The 22,684-nt window shown below is 36.4% G+C and carries 21 protein-coding genes; 15 read left to right on the forward strand and 6 right to left on the reverse strand.

Annotated elements, in window-relative coordinates:
- Positions 1-264 precede the first annotated feature (264 nt).
- The 3 genes from P1K33_RS13285 to P1K33_RS13295 are packed head-to-tail and all read left to right on the forward strand — an operon-like array spanning position 265 to position 2,996.
- Complete coding sequence (locus P1K33_RS13285) at positions 265-1,071, forward strand: SDR family oxidoreductase (protein ID WP_284653474.1); 807 nt, start codon at positions 265-267, stop codon at positions 1,069-1,071.
- Between the two features lie 39 nt (positions 1,072-1,110).
- A complete protein-coding gene (locus P1K33_RS13290; RefSeq protein WP_284653475.1) occupies positions 1,111-2,025 on the forward strand; it encodes a helix-turn-helix domain-containing protein in 915 nt (304 codons plus the stop codon).
- A gap of 44 nt (positions 2,026-2,069) precedes the next feature.
- Positions 2,070-2,996 (forward strand): AraC family transcriptional regulator, encoded by a 927-nt coding sequence (locus P1K33_RS13295; protein ID WP_284653476.1) that lies wholly within the window; start codon positions 2,070-2,072, stop codon positions 2,994-2,996.
- 33 nt (positions 2,997-3,029) lie between these two features.
- On the opposite strand, the gene P1K33_RS13300 is transcribed toward P1K33_RS13295, so the two are convergent.
- Together P1K33_RS13300 and P1K33_RS13305 are read right to left on the reverse strand one after the other, a co-directional pair.
- Positions 3,030-4,226 carry an MFS transporter gene (locus P1K33_RS13300; RefSeq protein WP_284653477.1) on the reverse strand — a complete coding sequence of 399 codons (1,197 nt, stop codon included), beginning with the start codon at positions 4,224-4,226 and terminating at the stop codon, positions 3,030-3,032.
- Between the two features lie 88 nt (positions 4,227-4,314).
- On the reverse strand, positions 4,315-4,854 hold the full coding sequence (locus P1K33_RS13305; RefSeq protein WP_284653478.1) for a VOC family protein: 540 nt from the start codon (positions 4,852-4,854) through the stop codon (positions 4,315-4,317).
- 208 nt (positions 4,855-5,062) lie between these two features.
- On the opposite strand from P1K33_RS13305, the gene P1K33_RS13310 reads away from it, so the two are divergent.
- Positions 5,063-5,395 carry a nuclear transport factor 2 family protein gene (locus P1K33_RS13310; protein WP_284653479.1) on the forward strand — a complete coding sequence of 111 codons (333 nt, stop codon included), beginning with the start codon at positions 5,063-5,065 and terminating at the stop codon, positions 5,393-5,395.
- 165 nt (positions 5,396-5,560) lie between these two features.
- On the opposite strand, the gene P1K33_RS13315 is transcribed toward P1K33_RS13310, so the two are convergent.
- The gene (locus tag P1K33_RS13315; RefSeq protein WP_284653480.1) at positions 5,561-5,926 is read right to left on the reverse strand and encodes a winged helix-turn-helix transcriptional regulator; all 366 of its coding nucleotides are present in this window, start codon (positions 5,924-5,926) and stop codon (positions 5,561-5,563) included.
- Positions 5,927-6,061: 135 nt separating this feature from the next.
- Between P1K33_RS13315 and P1K33_RS13320 the strand changes: the two genes are divergently transcribed.
- From P1K33_RS13320 to P1K33_RS13340, 5 genes are all read left to right on the forward strand, one after another.
- Positions 6,062-6,844, forward strand: a complete 783-nt coding sequence (locus tag P1K33_RS13320; protein WP_284653481.1) for an SDR family oxidoreductase — start codon at positions 6,062-6,064, stop codon at positions 6,842-6,844.
- A gap of 21 nt (positions 6,845-6,865) precedes the next feature.
- Positions 6,866-7,189 (forward strand): nuclear transport factor 2 family protein, encoded by a 324-nt coding sequence (locus tag P1K33_RS13325; protein WP_284653482.1) that lies wholly within the window; start codon positions 6,866-6,868, stop codon positions 7,187-7,189.
- 193 nt (positions 7,190-7,382) lie between these two features.
- Positions 7,383-8,258: a helix-turn-helix transcriptional regulator gene (locus P1K33_RS13330; protein WP_284653483.1), complete on the forward strand. Its 876-nt coding sequence runs from the start codon at positions 7,383-7,385 to the stop codon at positions 8,256-8,258.
- 200 nt (positions 8,259-8,458) lie between these two features.
- A complete protein-coding gene (locus tag P1K33_RS13335) occupies positions 8,459-9,961 on the forward strand; it encodes a MauE/DoxX family redox-associated membrane protein (protein WP_284653484.1) in 1,503 nt (500 codons plus the stop codon).
- A 76-nt stretch (positions 9,962-10,037) separates the two neighbouring features.
- Positions 10,038-10,313 (forward strand): DUF6520 family protein, encoded by a 276-nt coding sequence (locus P1K33_RS13340; RefSeq protein ID WP_284653485.1) that lies wholly within the window; start codon positions 10,038-10,040, stop codon positions 10,311-10,313.
- 65 nt (positions 10,314-10,378) lie between these two features.
- Here the strand turns inward: P1K33_RS13340 and P1K33_RS13345 are convergent, their stop codons facing one another.
- Genes P1K33_RS13345 through P1K33_RS13355 form a run of 3 tightly spaced genes read right to left on the reverse strand, consistent with a single transcriptional unit; the run spans position 10,379 to position 17,473 of the window.
- Positions 10,379-13,000: an alpha/beta hydrolase family protein gene (locus P1K33_RS13345; RefSeq protein ID WP_284653486.1), complete on the reverse strand. Its 2,622-nt coding sequence runs from the start codon at positions 12,998-13,000 to the stop codon at positions 10,379-10,381.
- Positions 12,987-14,387 (reverse strand): RagB/SusD family nutrient uptake outer membrane protein, encoded by a 1,401-nt coding sequence (locus P1K33_RS13350; protein WP_284653487.1) that lies wholly within the window; start codon positions 14,385-14,387, stop codon positions 12,987-12,989. The genes P1K33_RS13345 and P1K33_RS13350 overlap by 14 nt, the downstream gene beginning before the upstream one ends.
- 11 nt (positions 14,388-14,398) lie before the next feature.
- Complete coding sequence (locus tag P1K33_RS13355) at positions 14,399-17,473, reverse strand: SusC/RagA family TonB-linked outer membrane protein (RefSeq protein ID WP_284653488.1); 3,075 nt, start codon at positions 17,471-17,473, stop codon at positions 14,399-14,401.
- A gap of 499 nt (positions 17,474-17,972) precedes the next feature.
- Here P1K33_RS13355 and P1K33_RS13360 point away from each other — a divergent pair, with 499 nt between their 5' ends.
- The 6 genes from P1K33_RS13360 to P1K33_RS13385 all read left to right on the forward strand — a co-directional run bounded on the left by P1K33_RS13360 (position 17,973) and on the right by P1K33_RS13385 (position 22,656).
- On the forward strand, positions 17,973-18,221 hold the full coding sequence (locus P1K33_RS13360) for a helix-turn-helix domain-containing protein (protein ID WP_284653489.1): 249 nt from the start codon (positions 17,973-17,975) through the stop codon (positions 18,219-18,221).
- Positions 18,222-18,427: 206 nt separating this feature from the next.
- Entirely contained in the window at positions 18,428-19,288 is an 861-nt protein-coding gene (locus P1K33_RS13365) for a DUF4238 domain-containing protein (RefSeq protein WP_284653490.1), read from the forward strand.
- Between the two features lie 162 nt (positions 19,289-19,450).
- Complete coding sequence (locus tag P1K33_RS13370; protein WP_284653491.1) at positions 19,451-20,413, forward strand: hypothetical protein; 963 nt, start codon at positions 19,451-19,453, stop codon at positions 20,411-20,413.
- Entirely contained in the window at positions 20,410-20,901 is a 492-nt protein-coding gene (locus P1K33_RS13375; protein ID WP_284653492.1) for a hypothetical protein, read from the forward strand. The genes P1K33_RS13370 and P1K33_RS13375 overlap by 4 nt, the downstream gene beginning before the upstream one ends.
- A gap of 157 nt (positions 20,902-21,058) precedes the next feature.
- Positions 21,059-21,892, forward strand: a complete 834-nt coding sequence (locus P1K33_RS13380; RefSeq protein ID WP_284653493.1) for a hypothetical protein — start codon at positions 21,059-21,061, stop codon at positions 21,890-21,892.
- A 179-nt stretch (positions 21,893-22,071) separates the two neighbouring features.
- A complete protein-coding gene (locus P1K33_RS13385; RefSeq protein ID WP_284653494.1) occupies positions 22,072-22,656 on the forward strand; it encodes a hypothetical protein in 585 nt (194 codons plus the stop codon).
- The last annotated feature ends 28 nt before the right edge of the window (positions 22,657-22,684 follow it).

Consider the following 22,684-nt stretch of genomic DNA (forward strand, 5'->3'; position numbering starts at 1 on the left):
AGTAATAACAAAGGCATGATTATGAAAATCAAAGATTAGAACATAAAAACATATATGTTATTGATTATCAATCTGGTAAATTTTCAAAATTTTAATCCACTGGTCGTTGAAAAGAAAAAACCAACGTTATAGCTCTGAAAATCATCAAAATATTTTTATCCGACTCACAGTCGAATCGTCATTTTGGTTACAATCAAACTCAATACGGCAACCTGAAACTTGATAATTAACTTCAAATTTGTAGTATCATTAAACAGAATAAAAATGCAAAAGACAGTTTTCATCACAGGAGCATCAGCAGGGCTGGGAAAAGCAACTGCCAAATTATTTCAAGCAAAAGGCTGGAATGTGATTGCAACTATGAGAAATCCGGATAAAGAAACCGAACTGAACCAGCTTCAAAATGTAACCTTATTACAATTGGACGTTTCCAATACTAATCAGATAGACCAAGTTGTTAATGATACCTTACACAATCATTCTGTAGATGTTGTTGTAAATAATGCAGGATATGGGCTAATTGGTGTGCTTGAAGCATTGTCGGATGACCAAATTATTCGGCAGGTCAATACCAATTTATTAGGAGTGATTAGGGTCACTAAAGCATTCATACCCTATTTCCGTGAAAAGCAGAATGGTGTTTTCATTAATATTTCCTCTATGCTGGGCTTATGGGGCTATCCAACTTGTTCTGTTTATTCTGCTACTAAATTTGCCATAGATGGTTTTTCAGAAAGTTTAGCCTATGAACTTGCTGCCTTTGGAATTCAGGTAAAGATCATTGCACCTGGAGGGATAAAAACTGATTTTGCAGGTCGCTCCTTAGAGGGTGCCGAGCACAACGCCTACTCTAAATTGGAAAAAAAGGTAATGGAAGGTTACACACCTGAAATGATCGAAAAATTCGCCTCGCCTGAAAGCATTGCAACTGTAATATATAATGCTGCGGTAGATGGAAATAGTCGACTTCGTTACGTTGTAGGAAAGGATGCAGAACCTGAATTTCAGGAAATAGAAGAATTGGGAGGTGAAGCACATTTCAATAAGCTAAAAAATAGATTCATTCTCTAAAATTTTCATTGCAAAAATGAAAAGGATAATTTTGTAACTATGAAAAAAGATACTAAAATAGCAAGGTTTGACTCCTTATCTGAACTAAATAAAGTGCTTGGGCTCCCAAAGCCTCTGCATCCTTTAGTTAATTTAGCAAACTATGCCGATATAACTACCCCTTTTGACGAGCAGCCTGAAACATTTCAGCTCAACTTTTATAAAATATCGTACAAATTCAATCTCAGCGGCAAAATAGGATACGGACAGAACAGTTATGATTTTGCCGAAGGTAGAATGGCCTTTATAGCTCCAAATCAAATATTGTCGCGAGGAAGTGCCGATCAGGATGTGTCTGGGCATACCTTATTAATCCATCCCGATTTTATCCGCAATTATCCTTTGGGGAAAAAAATCAAAACTTTCGGATTCTTTTCCTATTCGGCTAATGAGGCGCTGTACATTTCCGAAAAAGAGAAGCAGACTATCTTCTCTGTTTTTGAAAACATCAAAGCAGAATTAAGCAACAATATTGACGATTTTAGCCAAGATGTTTTGATTGCCCATTTTGAGGTTTTGCTCCATTATAGTAATAGGTTTTATAAGCGCCAGTTCATTACCCGTAAAGCAGTGAACCATGATTTGCTTACAAAAATGGAATCGCTTTTAGACACTCATTTTGAACACGAAACATCATCGCAGGAAGGATTGCCAACGGTTGAATTGCTGGCAGACCATCTGAACGTGTCACCTAGATATCTAAGCGACATGCTTCGGTCGCTTACCGGTCAAAATGCGCAACAGCACATTCATGACAAATTGATTGAAAAAGCAAAAGAATATTTATCGACAACCAGTTGGTCCGTTTCAGAAATTGCATACCGTTTAGGTTTTGAACATTCCCAATCGTTCAGCAGGCTTTTTAAGAAGAAAACCAAACTCACCCCAATTGAATTTAAAAACTCATTAAATTAATTATGAGCCTATTGCAGTGATTGTTAAACTAATAAAGATGGCTTATGAGAAGCAATAATGCGAGCAAAAAAATTGAGATGCTGAGTGATATTCAGGATATTGTACCTGTGTTGCAGGTTGGCTTCGATAATTGCCCTGTTAAAGTAGTTGACCGTCAAAAATTCCCATGTAAAAACTACCTATCTCCAAACCGGCGACAATTTTATATGATTATTATGTTTACTGGTAGCAAAGGAATATTTACCCTTGGTCTCAATACATATTACATAGACAAATCAATGATCTTTTTCGTTCACCCAAATGATATAATTTCCTGGCAAAATATGCAGGAAACACAATCTGGATATTACGTATTGTTTAAAAAAGACTACATCGAAAAACACCCTACCTTTAAATCTACCATCGAAAAGTTGGGTGTATACAGTGATAAAACGAAAAGGGGAATAATTGTAGAAGACGAATATTTGCCTCGGCTTAATAGTATTTGGAAAGATTTAGAAGAGGAAGAATCGCGCGAAGTAAGTTTTGCTAATGAATCCATTCAAGCGTATCTGCAATTAATAGTAATTGAAAGTTGCCGCATTGCAAAATTTTCTGAACCTGATGCCGTTACCGAAGATTTTACGCATATCCATCGTTTCTTTAATCTATTGGAAGAAGAAACAGCCAATATTAATTATGAAAATCCCATTAGATTAAAGACCGCAAAAGAATTTGCCCACTCCTTAGCAGTGCATCCCAATCACCTAAATAGCTTGGTTAAAAAACATACAGGACAAAACCTTAGCACGCACATAAAAAATCGCATTCTTGAAGAATCTAAAGTGATGTTATTGCAGACGATGTGGTCATTACAGGAAATCAGTTACGCTGTTGGATTTGCCGATCAGCCGAACTTCAATTTCTTTTTTAAGAAGAATACGGGGATTACGCCTCATGAATTCAGAAGGGCAAATTCATCCGTCAATTAAAAATGAATTGATGTTATTAATTATTTCAGATGTTTACTTTTCAAACTTTCGAGAGTTATTGAATTTGTAAACGAATAACATAATAACAAATGAAGCCAAAACCAAAAACAGGTAACTTATACTTAAATTCCTTTCATCTTTGGCTGGTATGAAATATACCATCATATAAGACAGGAAGGAAACAATTACAAACACCACTCCGCCTACCAGCCCGCCGGCTATACCCGCATTTTGGGGAAACTGCCCGAGGTTAAAGGTAAAGTAATTGTTAAAAGTATAACCCGCACAAACATGTACTATAAATGCAAAGAATATCAGACTGTATACTGTCTCTACAAAGGTAATACTAACCAACATAATAACCACAAAAAGTAATTGTATGATTAGATTGATGATTATCTTTTTGAGGAAAGGCCTGTTGATGGTCAGCTTTCCCAAAAGGCCACCCAACATCCAGGCAAAGCCGAGAATCAAGGAACAGTATCCTATAATCACAGGAGAGAAATTAAAATGATGTTCAATTATAAACGGTCCGGTAAGGTTGTAAACCATCACCATCGAATAAGCTAAGCCAAGCATAATCAAACCTAATGTAAAACTTGCGGTGGTTAACATCCGATAGTACACGCCCGCAATTTTCCGTAAATTAAATTCTGCAGCGACCGGTAGTGTTTCACCACTGAAAATGTATTCTAAAATGGCGAGTGCACCCGCAATTGCTGCCAAAAAATAAAAGTTGAAGTTCCAGCCAAAACCAGTTTGCAGGAAACCTCCAATAAAAGGCGCTATGATTGGTCCTGCCGACCAGATTATGGTAAAAATACTAAGATAATTTCGCAGTTGTTCACCTTCATATAAATCTACAAAGTAGGCACGTTTTGCTACAACGATTGTGGCTACGGTGAGACCGTGAATCGCGCGCATCAAGAAGATAACATAGATGTTTTGTGTAGTGGCAACCACAACGCAAGAAATAGCAAACAGAACCAGCGCGGCCAATCCAATTTTGAATCGTCCAAAGCTGTCAAGGATAGCGCCGATAAAAAGTTGGGAAAGCCCATAACTAATCAGAAATATCGTAAGGGTCATTTGAACCTGTAAGCTTGTAACGTTCAGGTCTGCTCCCATTTGAGGAAGAGAAGGAATATAAATGTCGGTGGCAAAACCCGATAAAGGGATAATGGCAAATGCCAGGAATCTTGCAATATTTTGCTTAGTCTGTGGGCTCATAGAATTCAAAATTAGTATTTATAACTGTAGTATTTTGAAAAAGTAAAGCCCTTGGCGATACCAAGAGCTTTGAAACTTTAATGTGAAATTATTTTTTTACCACTTCAGAAAGCTCAATCATATTTCCCCAAGGGTCTTGAAAGAATGCCAGCTTACGTCCAATTGCAGGAAGATAAAATGTTTCACCAATAATGGTTACGCCTCTTTTTTTCAATTCAGCAACTGTTTTATCTACACTTGCCACATCCATACAAATATGGTGAAATCCGGCTTTTTCAAGGCTTTTGCCTAAGTCATCAAATACAATTGGTTCACTTAGTTTTCCACCTGCCAGAATCTCAACCCAAAAGTCGTTGGTATTGGCTGGTGCCAAATAGGCCAGCTTTTCATCAGCATATGGCCATTCGTGAATAATACGAAAATCCAATTTTTCTGTATACCATTTAATGGCAGCATCATAATCTGGTACTCTGATACCAACATGGTTTCCGTTCAATTCAGCCAAAGGGCTTTTAGGGTTTAACGCCGGCATTTTAAATCCAGTGTCGTGTTTGTGGTTTTGTGCGCTTGCTGCAACAGCAAAAAATAAACCTAATGCGATGATTGTGTTTTTGAATAAATTTTTCATGATTTCTAAAATTTTAAATTAGTAATTGATTTTGATAGGACAAAATTCCGCCGAAACACAATCTTTTTTTATACGAATACCACAGTCTTCATTATGAAAATCAAAGATTGGGCATAATTTGTCATTTTGGATACAGACAAACTCACTTCAGCAACATCATTTCCACAGGTAAAAACTAAGTTTGTATCAAAATAATACATACTTATAAATGGATATAAAATCATTTTTGGCGGATTGGTTGGAACTAAGTAATAATTATAATACAGAGAAGTACCTGGAAAAATACCATGAAGATGCAGTCCTTGATGATCCCTCAGTAGGTAAAACCTTTGCCGGGCATGAAGGAATTCGCGATTACTATACTACCTATTTTATAGAATATAAAACACATACCAAATTACTAGCATTAACTATCTCAGGCGAGACTGCCGATATGGAGGTCGAATTTACTGGTGATTTTCCCGGAGGACAGATTGGTGGAACTTTTAGTTTTACGTTTGAAAATGGCAAGATTTCAAAAGTAGTTGCTGAATTGAAATAATTCTTAAAGATTTACTTAAATAAAATCAGCAAAGTTTCCAGAAAACAATTTCGGGAACTGTTGCTATCTTATTGTGTAAAAAGAAAAATTTTCATTACGATTGGGCTGGGCAGAAAGTTTGTTGAACAGAATGACGATAAAAAAGTGATAACTAGTTCTTACATATCAAGGATTCGATTCTATACGTTTTAAGATAACCGACCTTAAACGCGCTTCATGCTCATCTCCCCAACCACCGATGGCTGCAATTACCGGAATCAGCGTTTTACCAAAATCCGTCAGGCTATACTCCACTTTAGGAGGCACAACCGGGTAAATTACCTTTGAAACCAATTCATGGTCTTCCAGTTCCTTCAATTGAATATTTAAAACCCTGCGGGAAGCATCCGGTATTTTGCGTTGCAATTCGCTTGGTCTTTGAAATCCTTCATTAATAAACCAAAGCAAACGTATCTTCCATTTGCCATAGAGCACTTCACCTATTAGATCAAGGCCACAATTTAAGTTCGGTTTTGTTTTTCTCTCATACATACTACAAAAGTAAACCTATCTACCAATCCCTGCAATAGGGGAAAAATTTATCCCTATGTGAATCGTAACTCCTTACTTGTGAGAAACTTACATACTTCAGAAATTTGTACCTAACAATTTTAAAACGAATACGAGATGGATTATCAAAACGAATTATCAGGCAAAATTGCCTTAGTAACAGGAGGTACAAAAGGAGCTGGAAAGGCAATTGCAGAAAGACTATTACAGGCTGGAGCAACGGTTATTATTACCGCAAGGAATGCCCCAGAAAAAGAAAACAGCAAACTGCATTTCATTCCGGCCGACTTGAGTAAGGCAGAAGGAACACAAAAAGTAATCAGCGAAGTGCTATCGGCTTACGGAAGGCTTGACATTTTGGTGAACAATCTTGGTTCTTCAACAACACCTGCCGGTGGCTTTACTGCATTATCTGATGAAGATTGGGAATCGACCTTACAGGTTAATTTACTTGCTCCAGTACGATTGGACAGAGGATTTTTACCGCAAATGTTAGATCGAAAAAGCGGTGTCATTATTCACATCGCTTCTATCCAGGGTATATTACCATTGTACGACTCTACTTTGCCTTATGCAGCTGCAAAAGCAGGATTGAGAAATTACAGTAAAAGTTTATCAAATGAAGTTACGCCCAAAGGCATCCGCGTGCTAACTGTTTCTCCAGGATGGATCAATACTGGAGCATCAAAAGCCTGGTTGGCTGAGATTGCAAGAAACGCCAATAATACTGTAGAAGAGGCACAACAAGGTGTAATGGATGCATTAGGCGGAATACCTTACGGCAGACCTGCTGAGCCGGAAGAAGTAGCTGAATTGGTTGGTTTTCTTGTTTCTCCGAGAGCCAATTATTTATCAGGAACTGAATATGTAATCGATGGCGGTACAGTACCAACAATTTAATAATCTTTAAAAATAATAACAATGAACTTACCAAAAGTATTAACAGACTTGATTAAAGCACAGAACGAATTTGATGCTGTGACCTATGCCAATTTGTTTTCAGAAACTGCCGTAGTCTTTGACGAAGGTAAAACGCATAAGGGAAGACTTGAAATAGAGCGCTGGATTGATCACTCAAACAAGAATTATCAAGCTGTCATGAAACCATTGGAATATACCGAAAACGGCAGAACAAGCGTTTTATTAGCAGAATGCTCGGGCACATTTCCCGGAAGCCCAATTACATTAAAATTTCACTTTGATATCGTTGATGGACAAATTCAGCATTTAAAAATAACAGGATAAAAAATTAAGTAATATTCTTTACATAAAAAGCATTGCAAGTAAATTGCAGTGCTTTTTTTATTAAAAAAACTTCTAAAATCAGAGTGTTTAATTCCCGAATCACACACTACACTGTTTGATTCGGGAATTCTTCTTATATAGTTTTGCTGCTTTATTCTTTCACTGCATGCAAAGCCAATCCTACCCACAACGGATGAAAAACATTTACCAGATGCTATTCGAATTAGCAACTGGTAACTTAGCATACAGAATAGAACCAACAGAAAAGGATGATGAAATCGATGAACTAAGCAGCGTACTTAATATCCTGGGGTTGACACTTCAAAATACTATTGAAAAATCAGGCTATGTTATCCCCTACTACAATTATCAAAGCGTTATCCAAAATACATTTATACTGAGCAAGGATTATAATATCAAAAGCTTTAATGCATCAGTCATTTCAAATCTCGGTTACAGTACGGACACTTTAAAAGAAAAGACGTTTGATGAATTAATAACACCTCAATCATCAGATATTTGGCAAAGCATAAAACAAGAAATTCTAAACTATAAAGAATATCATTCCACAGCACAATTAGTTTTAATAACCGGCAATAAAAAGCTGCTCCCATTACACTTCACAATATCTAAATTACTTCAGAGTGATGAAATTCTGATAACTTCAGTTACAACCGTACTTCAGGATTCACTCGTTGATAGTTTTAGTTCAAACAATAAACCAACACCACGTCCAAAGGATTCAGTCATCATCCAAAATGTGTATAACTACATCATTAACAATCTTGAAGAGCCACTTCCCTCTGTCAAAGCTTTAGCCAAAATGTTTGGGTCAAACGAATTCAAATTAAAAGAAGGATTCCGACATTTTTTCAATACAAGCATTTACCAGCTCTACAACGAAGAACGCCTTAAAAAAGCGCACAATCTAATTCAACAAACTGATTTATCCTTAAAAGAAATCGCCTTCATGAGCGGTTTCAACTCCTACCTCAACTTTTACAAAGCCTTCAAAAAAAGATACAATTACGCTCCCAGCGAACTCAGCAGGGTAATCGTTTTAGAATAGCCAAATTACTGATTTGCATATTGTTAACATTTTATATTATAGAATTTTACCCTTGTAATAAAACTAGAGCTCCCCTCCTGTTTTAGGAGGGGTGTCCCGATAAATGGGTACGAGGTTGTCAAACTCAGCTTCTCAGTCACTCAGCCTCTAAAAACAAAACCTTAGTGCCTTAGCACCTCAAAACCTTAGCGCCTTTAATTATGAAACTATCATCTGCCTTCAAAAAAAATCTCATTTACACAGTTGCATTATTGCACATCCTATTGTTCTCCTACGCAGCATTCAGTAAATTATCCGATTATGAAACTTTCACTATCCAACTGGGACAATCTCCTTTACTTAGCGCTTTCGCCGGTTGGGTTTCTTGGTTCATTCCATTATTGGAAATTCTGCTTGCAATTTTATTAATGTTCAATCGAACTCGCTTTTTTGCTTTAGTAAGTTCGTTCGGACTGATGATGATGTTCTCAGCCTATATCTATATAATCTTGCATTACAGCGAATTTGTTCCCTGCTCTTGCGGAGGCATTCTGGAAAAAATGACTTGGAATGAACATCTGGTATTTAATCTTTGCTTTTGCTTCTTATCTGCTTTCGCAATCATTGTGTCTTTAGCACAATTACCTCAACAGAATAAAGTTTGGAAAACAAGATATAAGATAATCTTGTTACTCTCAACAAGCGTTTTCGCCATTGGTATTGTACTATTGCTATTCCTAAAATCAGAACAGATCATCCATCAGGAAAACAATTTTGTCCGTCGTTATCCACCACACCTTTATAATAAATCAGGACAACTAAATTTAAAATATGACGGCTACTATTTTGCCGGTAGGGTAAATGATACAATCTATCTTGGAAACTATACAGCACCGCTTTCAATAGTGGCCATAAACAACAACTTGAAAATTATTGGTAATTACAAAATTCAACTCGACAATTATGAGTTGCCTTATCGAGCCGCTTTGATTCGCATTTCTCCACCATACTTCTTTCTAACCGATGGCACTGTTCCATGCATTTTCAGAGGTAGAATATCCAATTGGAGAGCAAATGAAATTCCGGGTATAAAAACGCACTTCTCAGTCTTTGAAACCATTGACTCCACGACAGCGGCTATCAGAAGTCGAAACCCAAAAAACAACGAAAGTATTCTCGGCCAACTAAAATTTTCTGCCGACACAACGATAGCATTTTGGAACCATACACTTTTACAAAAACAAATCGATGGTGTTTTTGATTCTGACGGAATGCTAAGGTATAACCCCGAGAATCAAAAACTGGTCTACTCCTACTTTTATCGAAATCAATTTATAGTAGCAGATAAGAATCTACAACTTTCTTATCGTGGTAATACGATCGACACCACTAAAACAGCTAAAATCAAAATAGCCACATTAAGCAATGGCGATAGGAAACTAGCAGGATCTCCTTTAATGGTCAATAAACTAATTAGCACTTCGGAAAATAATTTATTTGTCTATTCAAATCTTAAAGGACGCTATGAATCCAACAAACTATGGAGGCAAACCTCTGTAATTGATGTCTATGACCTAAAAACAAAAAATTACAACTATAGCTTCTATGTCTATCACATCAACGGTAAAAAACCTCAGGAGATGTTCGCTACTAAGAACAAAGTGTATTTCATATTTGATAATACTATAGTAGCATATCAAATAGATCGTTCAGTTAGACGATAGCTTAAAAGAATCAGGAATAAGATCGAACACCTGTAGAAAAAAGTAGATCAAAATAAAAACTTTAAATTTTGAACGTATGAAAAATTTAAAAATGGTTTTGTCTGTAGTACTTTTTGGTGCTGCGGCATTCGGAGCCTTTGCCACTACTGCATCTAATAATGCAGCAAAGTCAAAAGCGGTAGCAACAGTACCGGGCTACATCAAACAAGGACCAACTTGTGTGTTTAAAAACAACTGTTCTGATGTGCAAACATTGGTACTTTGCACAGAAACACAAACGGGTGGTGCGCAAATTTTCGGTATGACCGATGCTACGCATTGTGCTATCGAATTGTGGAGACGTGCTAACTAAAAAGTAAAGCAGTCAAAAAAAGCAGTTCTCTTTTAAGGGAACTGCTTTTCATTAAAAACGGTCTACTACTCCATGCCCTTCTTAATCCATTGTGGTGCAGGAATATCTTTTAAATAAGAAGCAAGCCACTCTTCATACCTATGGGTAAAATCTATATTGCTATTCCTTTTGCTTAAAGCATGTCCACTCTCAGGATAAACAAGCATAATAACCTTTTTCTCTAAACGACGCAGGGCATTATAAAATCCTATCGTCTGGTAATAATGAACTTGTCTGTCTAACTCACCAGTCCAAATTAGCAATGGTGAAGTAATATTTTGTGCATGTATCACAGGAGAATTTCTCAAATAGGCATCCATATCTTCATATAGCGATTTGCCCATTCTCCATTGCTGGTCTTCATACCTCCAAATTTCAGGCCTGCCACTATTCCATCCAATAGAAAGATAACTTCCAATTAAATCAGAAACTCCCGCTCCGGCTACTATAGTAGCAAAGAAATTTTTAGTCTGCGTAGCTATGTAACTGACTTGATAACCTGCAAAAGAGTGACCTGTTAAAGCTATTTTATCAGGTTGAACTAATCCTATATCAATAACCACATTTGTAGCCGACACTACACAATCTGCAGCACTCATTCCCACGTTACCTAATTCAAAAGACAAATCCGGTTGTAAAACAAAATAACCTTGTGTAGTGAGATTACTGATATTAAAGCCGGCACCATTAAGTAAACTTGGATTAACATAACGGTGTACTTGGTCACTCAATCTTTCATAAATGTAAACCACCATAGGATATTTTTTCAAAGGGTCATAATTAGCAGGATAATATAACGCCGCTTGGAGATTTTTGTTTTTTGAATTCCTGTAACTGATAAGTATTGACTTACCCCAATGATAGTTCTTTTGGTGTGTATTGCTCATGACAACCAAATTGGTTTGCCCATTTTCTTTTCCCATGGCCATAATACTAGGCGGAGAATTATAATCTTGCTCCATATAGTACAAGGTTTTACTTTCATTAGTAAATGCAAGTGAAGTAATACTCTTATCACTAAAAACCAAAGGTTTTTCTTTTCCATCCCAGTAATAATATCCTGATTCCTTTGTTAGTTTTCCGGAAGCTTTCAAATAAACTCCTTTTTCCATAGCAAGTTCCGGAAACGTAAACCCATCAAAATTCATAAACCTGTCCGGTTGTCCCGATTGGTTAGCAATACGAAACACTATCTGTTTCTCTCGGCCTTTAGTCAGTCGTTTGGCTTGCAGATTTTTAAGGTTAACAGACCATAAATCATATTCATCATAAATAATAACTGTATCGTCATTAGTCGTCCATCCGGCTATGCCAAAAGCAGGTTTTGCTCCTGCATAATCATACGCTTCATCATAAATCAAGTGCGGAATATTGACACTTATATTAACATGCTTTCCGGTGGCCAATTCATATACCCACCAATGTTCTGCATTACGATAGACAATATACTTACCTCCATAGGAAGCTGAGATTTCCTCCATATCACAGATATAATTCTTTAAAAACAGCGTCCGTTTACCGGTATTCAAATTGGTACAATACCAATCTGTTTTACTCAACATGGTAAACTGTGGTTTTTGTCCCATCGGATTATAAGTAATCGCATACTGTTGGTCACCACTCAGCAATAGCTTTGGTTGGTCATTAGAAGTTAGTTGTCTAACCTCTCCAGTCTTGGGATACCATACAGCACATTTAGCCTGCAAGTCCCAACGACCCGATAATTGAACCTGAGGATAAGTCCAGGCATCATTTCCATTCCATTGTTGTACTATAGGTTTTTCGGCAGTATTTGGGGTACTTTCAGTTAGGTAAAAGAATACCCGCTGCCCATCATCCGATATCGTAAACCGAGTCCAAATCGGTGGCTCAATATTGCTTCCTTTGTCAATAGAAGCTACAGTATTAGCATCAAAACTGTAAATATTATTCTGTTTTAATTGATACAAATGCAAATTCTTACCATTACGACTATCAAGTGTGTCTTTATATTTTTTCACAAAGGCAAAAGCCTGTCCTTTCCGTTGCCAAACAATATTTTCGAAGGTAGCTTCACCATCAGTAACTAGCTTCTGAAAATGCTCCCGCTTCCCGTCAAAGGGACAGTAATACAAAGAGGCCTTTTCCTTAGCTATAGTATAAACCATACCGGTACTCGATGGATTAAGAAAAAATCCGGTTACATTATCAATGGTTTCTGTTGCAGAACCATCAAGACGCTCAATAGAAAGTTGATGAGAATCAGTCAGTGTAATCAAGGTTAATCCATCACTCGAAAAAGCATATTGAGTTGCTCCTCTCATTTGTCTCTTCAAACCGGTTTTAAGATTCACTACTTCCAATACATTTTCCGGTATCATACAAGCAAACCATGAATCCTTAGCAAACTTACCATCATAACCCTTTGGAAAAGAATGAGTCTTAGTAGCATTTTTATTCCTAACAAATAAAGTATCATTTCCACTCTCATAAGCTAAGTGATAACTCACCCAATCCCCTTTCGCAGATACCGCTTGCATTTCCATAGTACTCCACAAATGGTAATCAGCTTCAGTAAGATTCTTTTGGTTCGTAACCTGCCCCATTACGGAGCAGGAAACAACCAAAAAAAATAAAATAAATGAATTCTTTATTCTAGTAACCGGCATTTTGTGGGGCAAGATTAGGGTTAATCAATAATTCCGATTGAGGCACCGGCCAGTATTGGTCAGTACTGTTCCATCCCGGTTTCACCGTTGATAAAGTAGCATCCAATTTTCCGGTGCGCTGCAAATCAAAAAACCGAAATCCGGTTTCAGTAAACAATTCAAATCGACGCTCATGAAGCACAGCATCAACTATTTCAGAACCGGTAACAGCCGTAGTATTTCCTAGTCCGGCATTGTTCCTTATAAAATTCAAATCCTCTTTGGCACCTATCAAGTCACCCTGTCTGGCTCTCGCTTCCGCTCTAATCAAATATTGCTCAACCAGTCGCAGCATTACCGAATATTCACTGGTTGCACTCGAACCATTATCCTGCTTGTATTTATAAGCATGATACCAGGTAGTAGTGCCATCGGTGATAGAATTGATCCAATGAGTTCTGCGTTGGTCTCCAACTTCAAAGCTATTGTACAAGTTTGGACTAAGCGCAACACTTGGCGGTGGTCCGGCAGTAAAAATAAATAGTGCGCCTTCCTGAGCATTAGCATAGCCACCACCGGCAGAAAACTGCCAAATAGTACTACTGCAATCCTTTAAAAATACCTTGTCTAAATCGGCTTCCCACACATATACTCCGGTTTGGTTCAATACAGCCGATGCGGCATTACTTGCTTCCGCCCATTGCTCAGTATACAAATACAGTCGCGCCAATAATGCCATCGCCGCAAATTGATTCGGTCTTATCCTTTCATAACTAACATAACTCTCTGGCAACAAAGTAGAAGCTTCCTCCAAATCAATAATACATTTTTCATAAACTGCTGTTATAGACAATCTATTCACAGTACTGTTTTGCTGATAGTCAGTGGTAGTTATATAAGGACAGCCACCATAAACACCTACCAAGTAGGAATGCAATAACGCACGAACAAACAACGCCTCGCCAATAAGTTGATTCTTTTGAGCCGTGGTAAGCGCTGTCGAATTAGTCACGCCTTTAATCACAGCATTAGCAGCATAAATTTGATTATAAGTCGTTGTCCACAACTCCAGCACATAGCCATTGGTAGCGGTCAAACCATTATTATAAAAAGGTTCCGCCGTATAAGCTCCGGTTTCATAACAAACCAATTCGTCACTGTATTGCCCCAGTAAATTAGTTAACCCAAGAGGCTTTCCAGTCAACAAACCGGCATCTCTCATTTTAGCATAAATATTCTTCATTGCAGCCGTAGCTGTCGTGTTGCTTTCAAACACAGCATCACTGGTCAGTTGCGAATTAGGTTCGTCAACATCCACAAAATTGTCGCATGATGATGCAATGCACAACAATAAGCTCCACACAGTCAGTGGCCATACAAATCGGATAGTATTTCGTTTATTTTTCATGTCTTTCTTTTTTAAAATTTAAACTCGGCTCCAAAGCTGATGATACGCAACGGAGGCAGATAATTAAAACTTCTGAATTCGGGATCACCATCTTTATACGGCGTAATGGTCAATAGGTTTTGAGCCTGTAAAGTCAGTTTACATTGCAAACCTTTCACATAGTTGGGCACCATATAGGAAAGCGCAATATTCTTAAGCCTGATATAAGAAGCATCACTCACAGCGGCATCGCTATTGGCATACCTTCCATAAGCATTCACAGCATCACCGTTTAATCCGGTCGTGTAAATTTGAGTGGTAGCATTATCACCGGCTTGTTCCCAACCTCCAATAACAGAGGCAGGCTGATTACCAAAAGCACCCGGAGCAGAATACTGCGTAGCGGCATTCCAATTCAATTGCTTTACAAATTGGAAAAGAAAGTCCAGTTGAAAGTTTTTATAACGCACTTGGTTTTGAAGCCCTCCATAATATTCCGGACTAAAATCCCTTACCGTTTGGGCATCATCTGCAAAAGACAATTCACCATCGCCATTAACATCCTCAAACTCATAAATACCCGTCTGCGGATTCACACCGGTAAAATGATACAGCTTTTGAATGTTGATAGACTCCCCTATCACATATTGATTTTGATAGGTACTCGTAGCAAGCCCCGGAAAAGCAACCAACTTGTTTTTTGGCAAAGTGATATTAAAATTAGTAGTCCAACCAAACGAGTCCTTTTGAACATTCACGGTGCGTAAAGTAAACTCCAATCCTGTGTTTTGAACCGTAGCAGCTAAGTTCGATTGCATCGAAGTAAATCCGGTGGTAGCTGGTAACGGCATCCCTATTAACTGATTCGAAGAACGATTGCGGTACCAACTCACAGTAGTAAATATTCTGTCTTTCAAAAAACCTAACTCCACAGCCGCCTCAATCTTGCGGTTGCTTTCCCAACTGAAATTAGGATTAAACAATCTAATCGGTGTCAACCCCACAGTACCATCATAAACACCGGTGGAAGATTGATAGGTGTCTAAGTATTGGTAGTCCCCTATTTGGTCATTACCGGTTACACCATAACTACCTCGCAGCTTCCCAAAGCTAAGAAACTTGGTATTTTCCTTAATTCCCTTTTCTTCACTGAATAACCAAGCAGCACCCACAGCACCAAAATTGGCAAACTGCTTTCCTGGTCCAAATCGACTCGAGCCATCACGACGACCGGTCAGATTAACAAAATACTTATCCTGCCATGATAGATTAACTCTCCCAAAGAAAGCCTGATAACGATACTCCGTTTCATCATCATAAAACGTTCTGCTATAACTGGCCGAAGCCAAGTTATACAGCAAACTGTTACTCGTAAAACCCGACCCATATTGCAGCATCCTGTCACTCACTTGATTTTGAAAAGTACTGCCAACCAATACATCAATCTTGCCTTTATTAAACTGGCGTTGCCAGTTCAACTGTGGCTCCACTATCCAAGACTGTCTGCTCGAAGTAGTAAAAAAGATAGCCGAATACTCTGCTCCGGCTTCATATATCGGGTCATAAATAGTCGAAGGATCACTTCGGCTTTCATTATGTCGCAAATCAGTAAAGCCAAGACTAGTCTTAGCAGTAAACCCGTAAGGCAATCGATAAGAGAATGTACTATTGGCAACTAAACTATTCGTTTTAGTCAAAGCCTCAGCATTCAAAGCCGCTAACGGATTTTCCCAAGTACTGTTTTCCCAGTTCAGATTACCCTCAGCATCATACAATGCCGGAGCATTTGGCGCTAGGTTTCGCGAAATACGCGTCAAGTCCGAAGCCGGTTGGTAGTTGTCTTGAACATCATAACTACCCGAGAACACAACTTTAAATCGCTTATCCTCACTTTCATGGTCCAAACTCACATGGGCACTCCCTTTCTTATAATCAAAGTCTCCCGGAAAAACAGTACTTTGGGTATAAGTATTCCCACTCACCAGAAAGTGTGTCTGTGCAGAGCCTCCCGAAACCGAGGCTTGCATAGTCCTAATTTCTGCAGTACCACCGGTTAGTTTTTCCTGCCAATCAGTATAGCGATTTGCATCCCATGTACCATTAACATCAAAGGCATTAAAAGGGTAATCAGTAATACCATCATTAGCAAACGCTTGTTGGCGTATGGCTATATATTGTTGAGTATTCAGTAAATCAAGCTTTCGGGTGATTTGTCCCGTTCCGGTACTGGCACTCGCAGTAAATTGGGTTTTCCCGGCCTTGCCTTTTTTAGTGGTAATCAGCACAACCCCATTAGCGCCACGCGAACCATAAATAGCCGTGGCATCAGCATCTTTTAATATCTCTATGCTTTCAATATCACTCGGATTTATAGTGTTCAGCGGACTCGTAGCAGTAGGCAAAGTAGTCGATGTCTGTCTATCACCTATAACATCCGAAGCAAAAGGCACGCCATCTATAACATATAATGGTGCATTTCCGGCACTGCGTAAACTGTTCAGCCCTCTGATTCTGATGTCAAATCCACCACCCGGCACACCCGTAGTTTGGGTAATATCCACTCCGGCCATTCGGCCTTGCATCGCAGCAAGCACATTAGCTACAGGCTGCTTCTCAATGTCTTTTGAAGTAATCTTAGCAATACTTCCGGTACGCTCCTTGTCTTTCACGGTATAATACCCTGCATTTACAGTTACTTCTTTTAAGGTAGTAGCATCTTCTTGCATAGTTACATTAATAACAGAGCGACTATCCACTACGACTGTGAATTCTTTATAACCGATGTAACTAAAAACAAGGGTATCACCTACCTCAGCAGCTATACTAAACTGCCCTTTCTCATCTGTAAATACTGTGTCACCCTGAGCCTGTCGAAGGGCTCTTCTAACAGAAACAGTCACTCCCGGAAGCACGCCATTAGCATCACTCACGATACCGGTTATTTGTTGTTGTTGTTGTTTTGTTGAGCTAATTGCTAAAAGCTGACTGCTGACAGCCCTCTTGCTTCTTGTCTCTTGGTTCTTGCTTCCATAAGAATAAGCAAGTTGTATACAAAGGCAGAAAAGTAGAATACACCACCTTCCTTTGCCAATACGATTTTTATTCATAATATTGGTTTGGTTAAATGAAACATTAGTTTTGTTTGCTTTGGCTTCCTAATTAGTTTGGCGACGAGGTAGGAAGTCTTTTTTGTTTGTTCTTGAAGTGTAGTTTAGTTGGTTATGTCATAGGCATACGCGTTTAGTAGTTAGTAACTATTGCGAGGCCAATTAATAATGAGCAGTGCTAAGAAAATAAAGATGAGATAACCTAAATACAGGGTACAAAAAAGGCATGGAACTCAGCTTACTGCACCGTAGGTACTGGTATACCCTGCAACAATAAGTGAGCCCACGCCAATAGACGTGAGCATCTTACTTATCATCTCGTTGCTAAAATTACCAGTTTTACGATGCGAGATTCAAAGCGAATGCTTCAAATATTTTTATATGAAGTATCGCAAATTTATAATAATTCAGCGAATATAAGAAAATATATCAATTGTAGGTAACTTAACCTACATTATTTTTTACAAATGTGTTGAAATTGCTTCAACAAAATGAAGTAATGGCTAAGAAACTAAGCAAGACGGAATTTCAAGTAGCATTTGGCAAACAAATTGAAAAACTAAGAACTCAACAAAATTTGAGCTATAGACAATTAGCGCAAAGATGTGATGTAGATTTCAGTAATATTAGCAAAATTGAAAAAGGTGAAATTAATATCCAGCTAGGAACAATATTGGAACTTGCAAAGGGTTTGAATGTTCATCCAAAAGAACTTTTTGATTTTAAATTTGATTTAGATAAGGAATAATTATTTTCGGTTAATTTAATTTTCCACTTCAATACCACAATATAAAGATGCTAAGAGGCATCTTTTTTATTTACCTTTTTCTTTTATGAAATGATCAAATCTTCATACATTCGTAAAGGATGAAGATTATCCACCATCTTCTCAGTATAGAGCCATTGGTGTGATTTTGTCAGACCTATAAATTAGTTGGCATTAATTACCCGGACGTGACGAATAGATCTAGAAGACATCATTATATTCCAAAATTCTTAACTAAAGGTTTTGGAGATGAAAAAGGACTTCTTTTCGTCTATAATAAAGTTAATGACGAAATTTTGAAGGTTCGTAAATCTCCTAAAGGTATATTTTTTGAATTTGAAAGAAATACAATTGAAGGGAAAGACCAAGAAAATGATTCTTCGATAGAAGATGTTTTTTTCAAAGAATTAGACGATAAGTCGGCTACAGTTGTTCAAAAATTCCAAGATGGAAAAATTAACGATGAATTGTTTTCGGAACATAACCTTGCTGATTTACAATTTTTCATAATCAATTTATTTTGGCGAATTCCCAAGACAGATTATGCCGCTAAAGATTTAGTAGAAAGAGCGGAAATAAAAATAAATGGGGAAAATATAAGTGATGAAATCAGAAATCATCCAAGCTTTGTCAAATTAAACAGAGTTCGATTTTTTAAAGAAACAATAGAACAATTTGACAGCCAGTTGAATAAACCGAAAAGGTATTACATTCAAGTTTCAGAATTTGAAGAAAATTTATTTTTGATTGGCGATTATCCGATCATTTATAGAAATTATATGAGCCAATTTACTGATTTAGTCCAATCTGAATTTAAAATGGCAATATCTTCTAAAAGAATAATTTCATTTGCTTTAGAACAAATTCCAAATTTTAAAAAAAGTTTATTTTTAAGATACAACGCAACAATTATTGATCAATCACAAACCTATGTAGCATCAGGTGATATTAAATTACTTCAGGCTTCAATTGAATATTATAAGGCGCTGAAAGAAAAAGGATGGAATTATGTTGCGAAAGAATTATTATTTCGTGAAAATACTAAGTAACTACTGCCAACAGCCGTTTGGCGCAATGGTTGGTTTTGCATTTCTTAGCCGGAAATTGCTAAGTTGAAATTTTGCTTATCTTTAGAATAAATTTTAAAAAAGTCGCCATTGACGCCAAGTGGCAGAACGTTATCGAAAATTATACATCAACAATTCATTATTATGGCAACAGAAATAATAAGATTTCACTTCTATTCAATTAAATTTACACCATACACAGAAGTTGCTAAAGACCACAGTAGCAATTCAATTCTACGAGGTTCTATCGATTATCTAATGAACGAACTTGTTAATGGAAAAGGTCATTTAATTGATAGAAATAGAAATCGTCAAAATGAAGGTCCAAGAGAGCTATTTCTAACAAGCGCATCTTACATGGCAAGGGAAAAAAGAATTCGTTGCTCAATTGCGTTGCTTCGTTCAGGTCGAATTCCACAGATTAAACCAATAGACGAATTTAAATTAATTCCTATAACTAATTTAGGTTCAATCGCTGAAGAAACTCATTTTTATATCGATTATAATCGCCCTTATGGAGTCATATGTGTTGAGTACAATTACAATGGACCAAGAATATCTGATATAGAGTATTATTTGAGGAATGTTGCTAGAAATGTTTTGAGATTGTCAAAAACGACTGATGTCAATTTGTATATGAGCAATACAATTGATAAAACACTTGCTAGTTTAAAAAATGTACTTAACCTAGACATTAAATTACAACCGAGAAAATTAGCGCAAATGGACACTGATTTGGTTGGAAAATATTTCACTGGCCTGAATTCAATTGGAAATTCTTTGAAGCCAAAATTTTTAAAATTAGAAGCCATGTTCCAAGCTCCTGGAAAAGGAGTTGAAAGTTCTGAATTGAATAAAGAAGCAAATTCTATGGTTATGGAACTTATTCGAAAATTTAAAACACGACCATTTAACATAGACGTATTTGAAAATTTTGTTGTTAAGTACGAAGATAAAGTAGGAAATCAAGAACTATTTGATTTATTAAAGGGTAAAGTTGAAATTATCAAAGAAGTTGAGATGCAAACGCTAACCAATAGAAGAAAATGGTATGAGTTAATTGAAGAAGATTTTAATGAGTTTATGATTAACTTTGGTAAACTATGATTTTAGATTATTACTTTAGAAAACCAATTTTCTGGGATTACACAATTGCAATAATTGTTGTATCAATTTTATTATACATAGATTATCTCGACAAACTTATATTTCCATCGATTGATAGGTCATTATCTATTACATCCGACTTATCAAACGTAGGGCTAACATTAGCTGGTTTCATTTTAACGCTTTTAACTGTACTTATAACTTTTAAAAGTGCATCGAAAATTTCTAAAGAACAATATTCGGAAGACGACACAATATTTGATTTATTTTTTGTCTCTGATCTATATTTCATTACCGTTAGAATTTTAAAAAATTGTATCAAATCACTTATAGTTATTTCTGTAGTTGGCTACGCTGTAAAATTATCATTACCCCAAGAATGTTTTAAGATTACATTTTTCTATAACATATTTGCATTAATAGTTTTGGCTTTATCAGTTTGGAGATGTTTACTGATTTTATCAAAAATTTTGCATTTACAAAAATAACTGCCTATAACTTCATCTAGCGTCAATGGCTAGGTCAGAGCTATCAGGTAAGTAAGTTGATGTAATAAAATTTTGGTTACATTTGTTTGGACCTTGCTAATAGTCGCCACGAACGCTAGATGAGGAACCTACTAGGCAATTTTAAACTTATCTTACAATGAAATTTTCCCCGAAATTAAAATCTTTATTCAAGACTATAGATGATTTAAATTTTACTGACTTTTTAAAATCAAATGATTTTCATAGGATGTGTGTTCGTCTAGAAATTGAGACTTTTTGGAATTCTGTTTATACTGATGCAGAAAAAAATAGAACATTTTATTCTGTTGGAATGGATACAGAAGGATATGATTCTAATGAAGCTTTAAAAATGTCGTTGAATTTAATTTTTGAAAAATATTATGATCAATTTTTTGACTTTATGATTGAATTTTTAAACGCTTTTACTAATTGGCAAAAGCAAGATTTAAACATTGTAGAGTTAAAAGAAGATTTTAAAATATTAAATGCTCCTAAAGAAGTTATCATTCAGCTTGAAAGTTTAGGAAGGAAATATTCTGCACCAATACCTAAAACAATAATACCTGAATCTGTTTGGAATTCTGAAAAGGTTGAGGAGATTTTAAACAAGATGGATACTTCAATAAAAGAAGGCGATTATAATTTGACACTGACATACGCATATACTTGTTTAGAAGGATTATTCAAATCATTTATAGCAGAAAAAATTCCTGAAAAAAAAGAAGTTGATAAGTTAAATTTACTTTCGACTTTAGTTAGAGATTATATTAAAACTCAGTTAGTAAACGAAAATAGGCATTATCCAGAGCATGTATTAAACTTAATACCTACTGTAACAAATGCAATTTCAAATGCAAGAAATGAATTTAGTGATTCACACTTTGATAATAATTCGGAAAAATGGTTAGCAGAATTTTCCCGTGATTGTGTAAACTCAATCGCAAGATTGATAATAAAGTTTATTAAATAAAAACTGTCTGTAACAGCGGTTGTCAGCTATAGCTGGTTTTCGTGAATGCAACTTATTTTTTTACGTAAAAACTTTATCTTAGCAGAAAGTACGCAGCTCGCTTGATTCGCTACTGACTAATAGTTGCGAAACGTTATAAGCAAGCGCTCACGACTACTATTCTAATTAAAAAAGACTTTATGACAACTACAGAAATAGCATTGCTTTCCACTTGTATAGGAGCAAGCGCAGGTATTTTTTCTCAAGTAATTGCGAATGTCCTAAGAGATAAAACAGATAAACGAAAATTAATAATAGATTGCGTTTCAGAGGAAAGAAAGTTAGCGCATATATTATTTATTCATGTAAGGCGTTTAGAAAGTGCTTTAATCAATACAGAATATTATTTTCAGTTATCCATAATTGAAATAAATGAGAAAGAAAGAGAAAAGCATTCTGAAAGATATCACAATGAACTTAAATATTGTGGCGACAGTTCTCGTGAGTATAATGCTTTACTTGGTGATTACTGCAAGAATATATACAAGTTATTAATGCTTACTAGTGACTCTAAGAAAATAGAAAATATTTTAGCAAAAATTATGAGTCAACCTATTGATAACGCTATTGATATTTTTGAAAAATATGAAACATATCCGGAACTTTATCAAGTTTACCGTCAAACTATCGAAATGGGTGAAGTGAAATTAGAACCGTACAAGCAACTATTCAATGATATTTATAAAGAGATTCAACAAATTGTCGAAAATAGTGATGATAATTAAACGTGCCAGCTTATAACAGCGGTTTGTG

This window comes from Flavobacterium terrisoli (assembly GCF_030167905.1).
Classification (GTDB): Bacteria; Bacteroidota; Bacteroidia; order Flavobacteriales; family Flavobacteriaceae; genus Flavobacterium; species Flavobacterium terrisoli.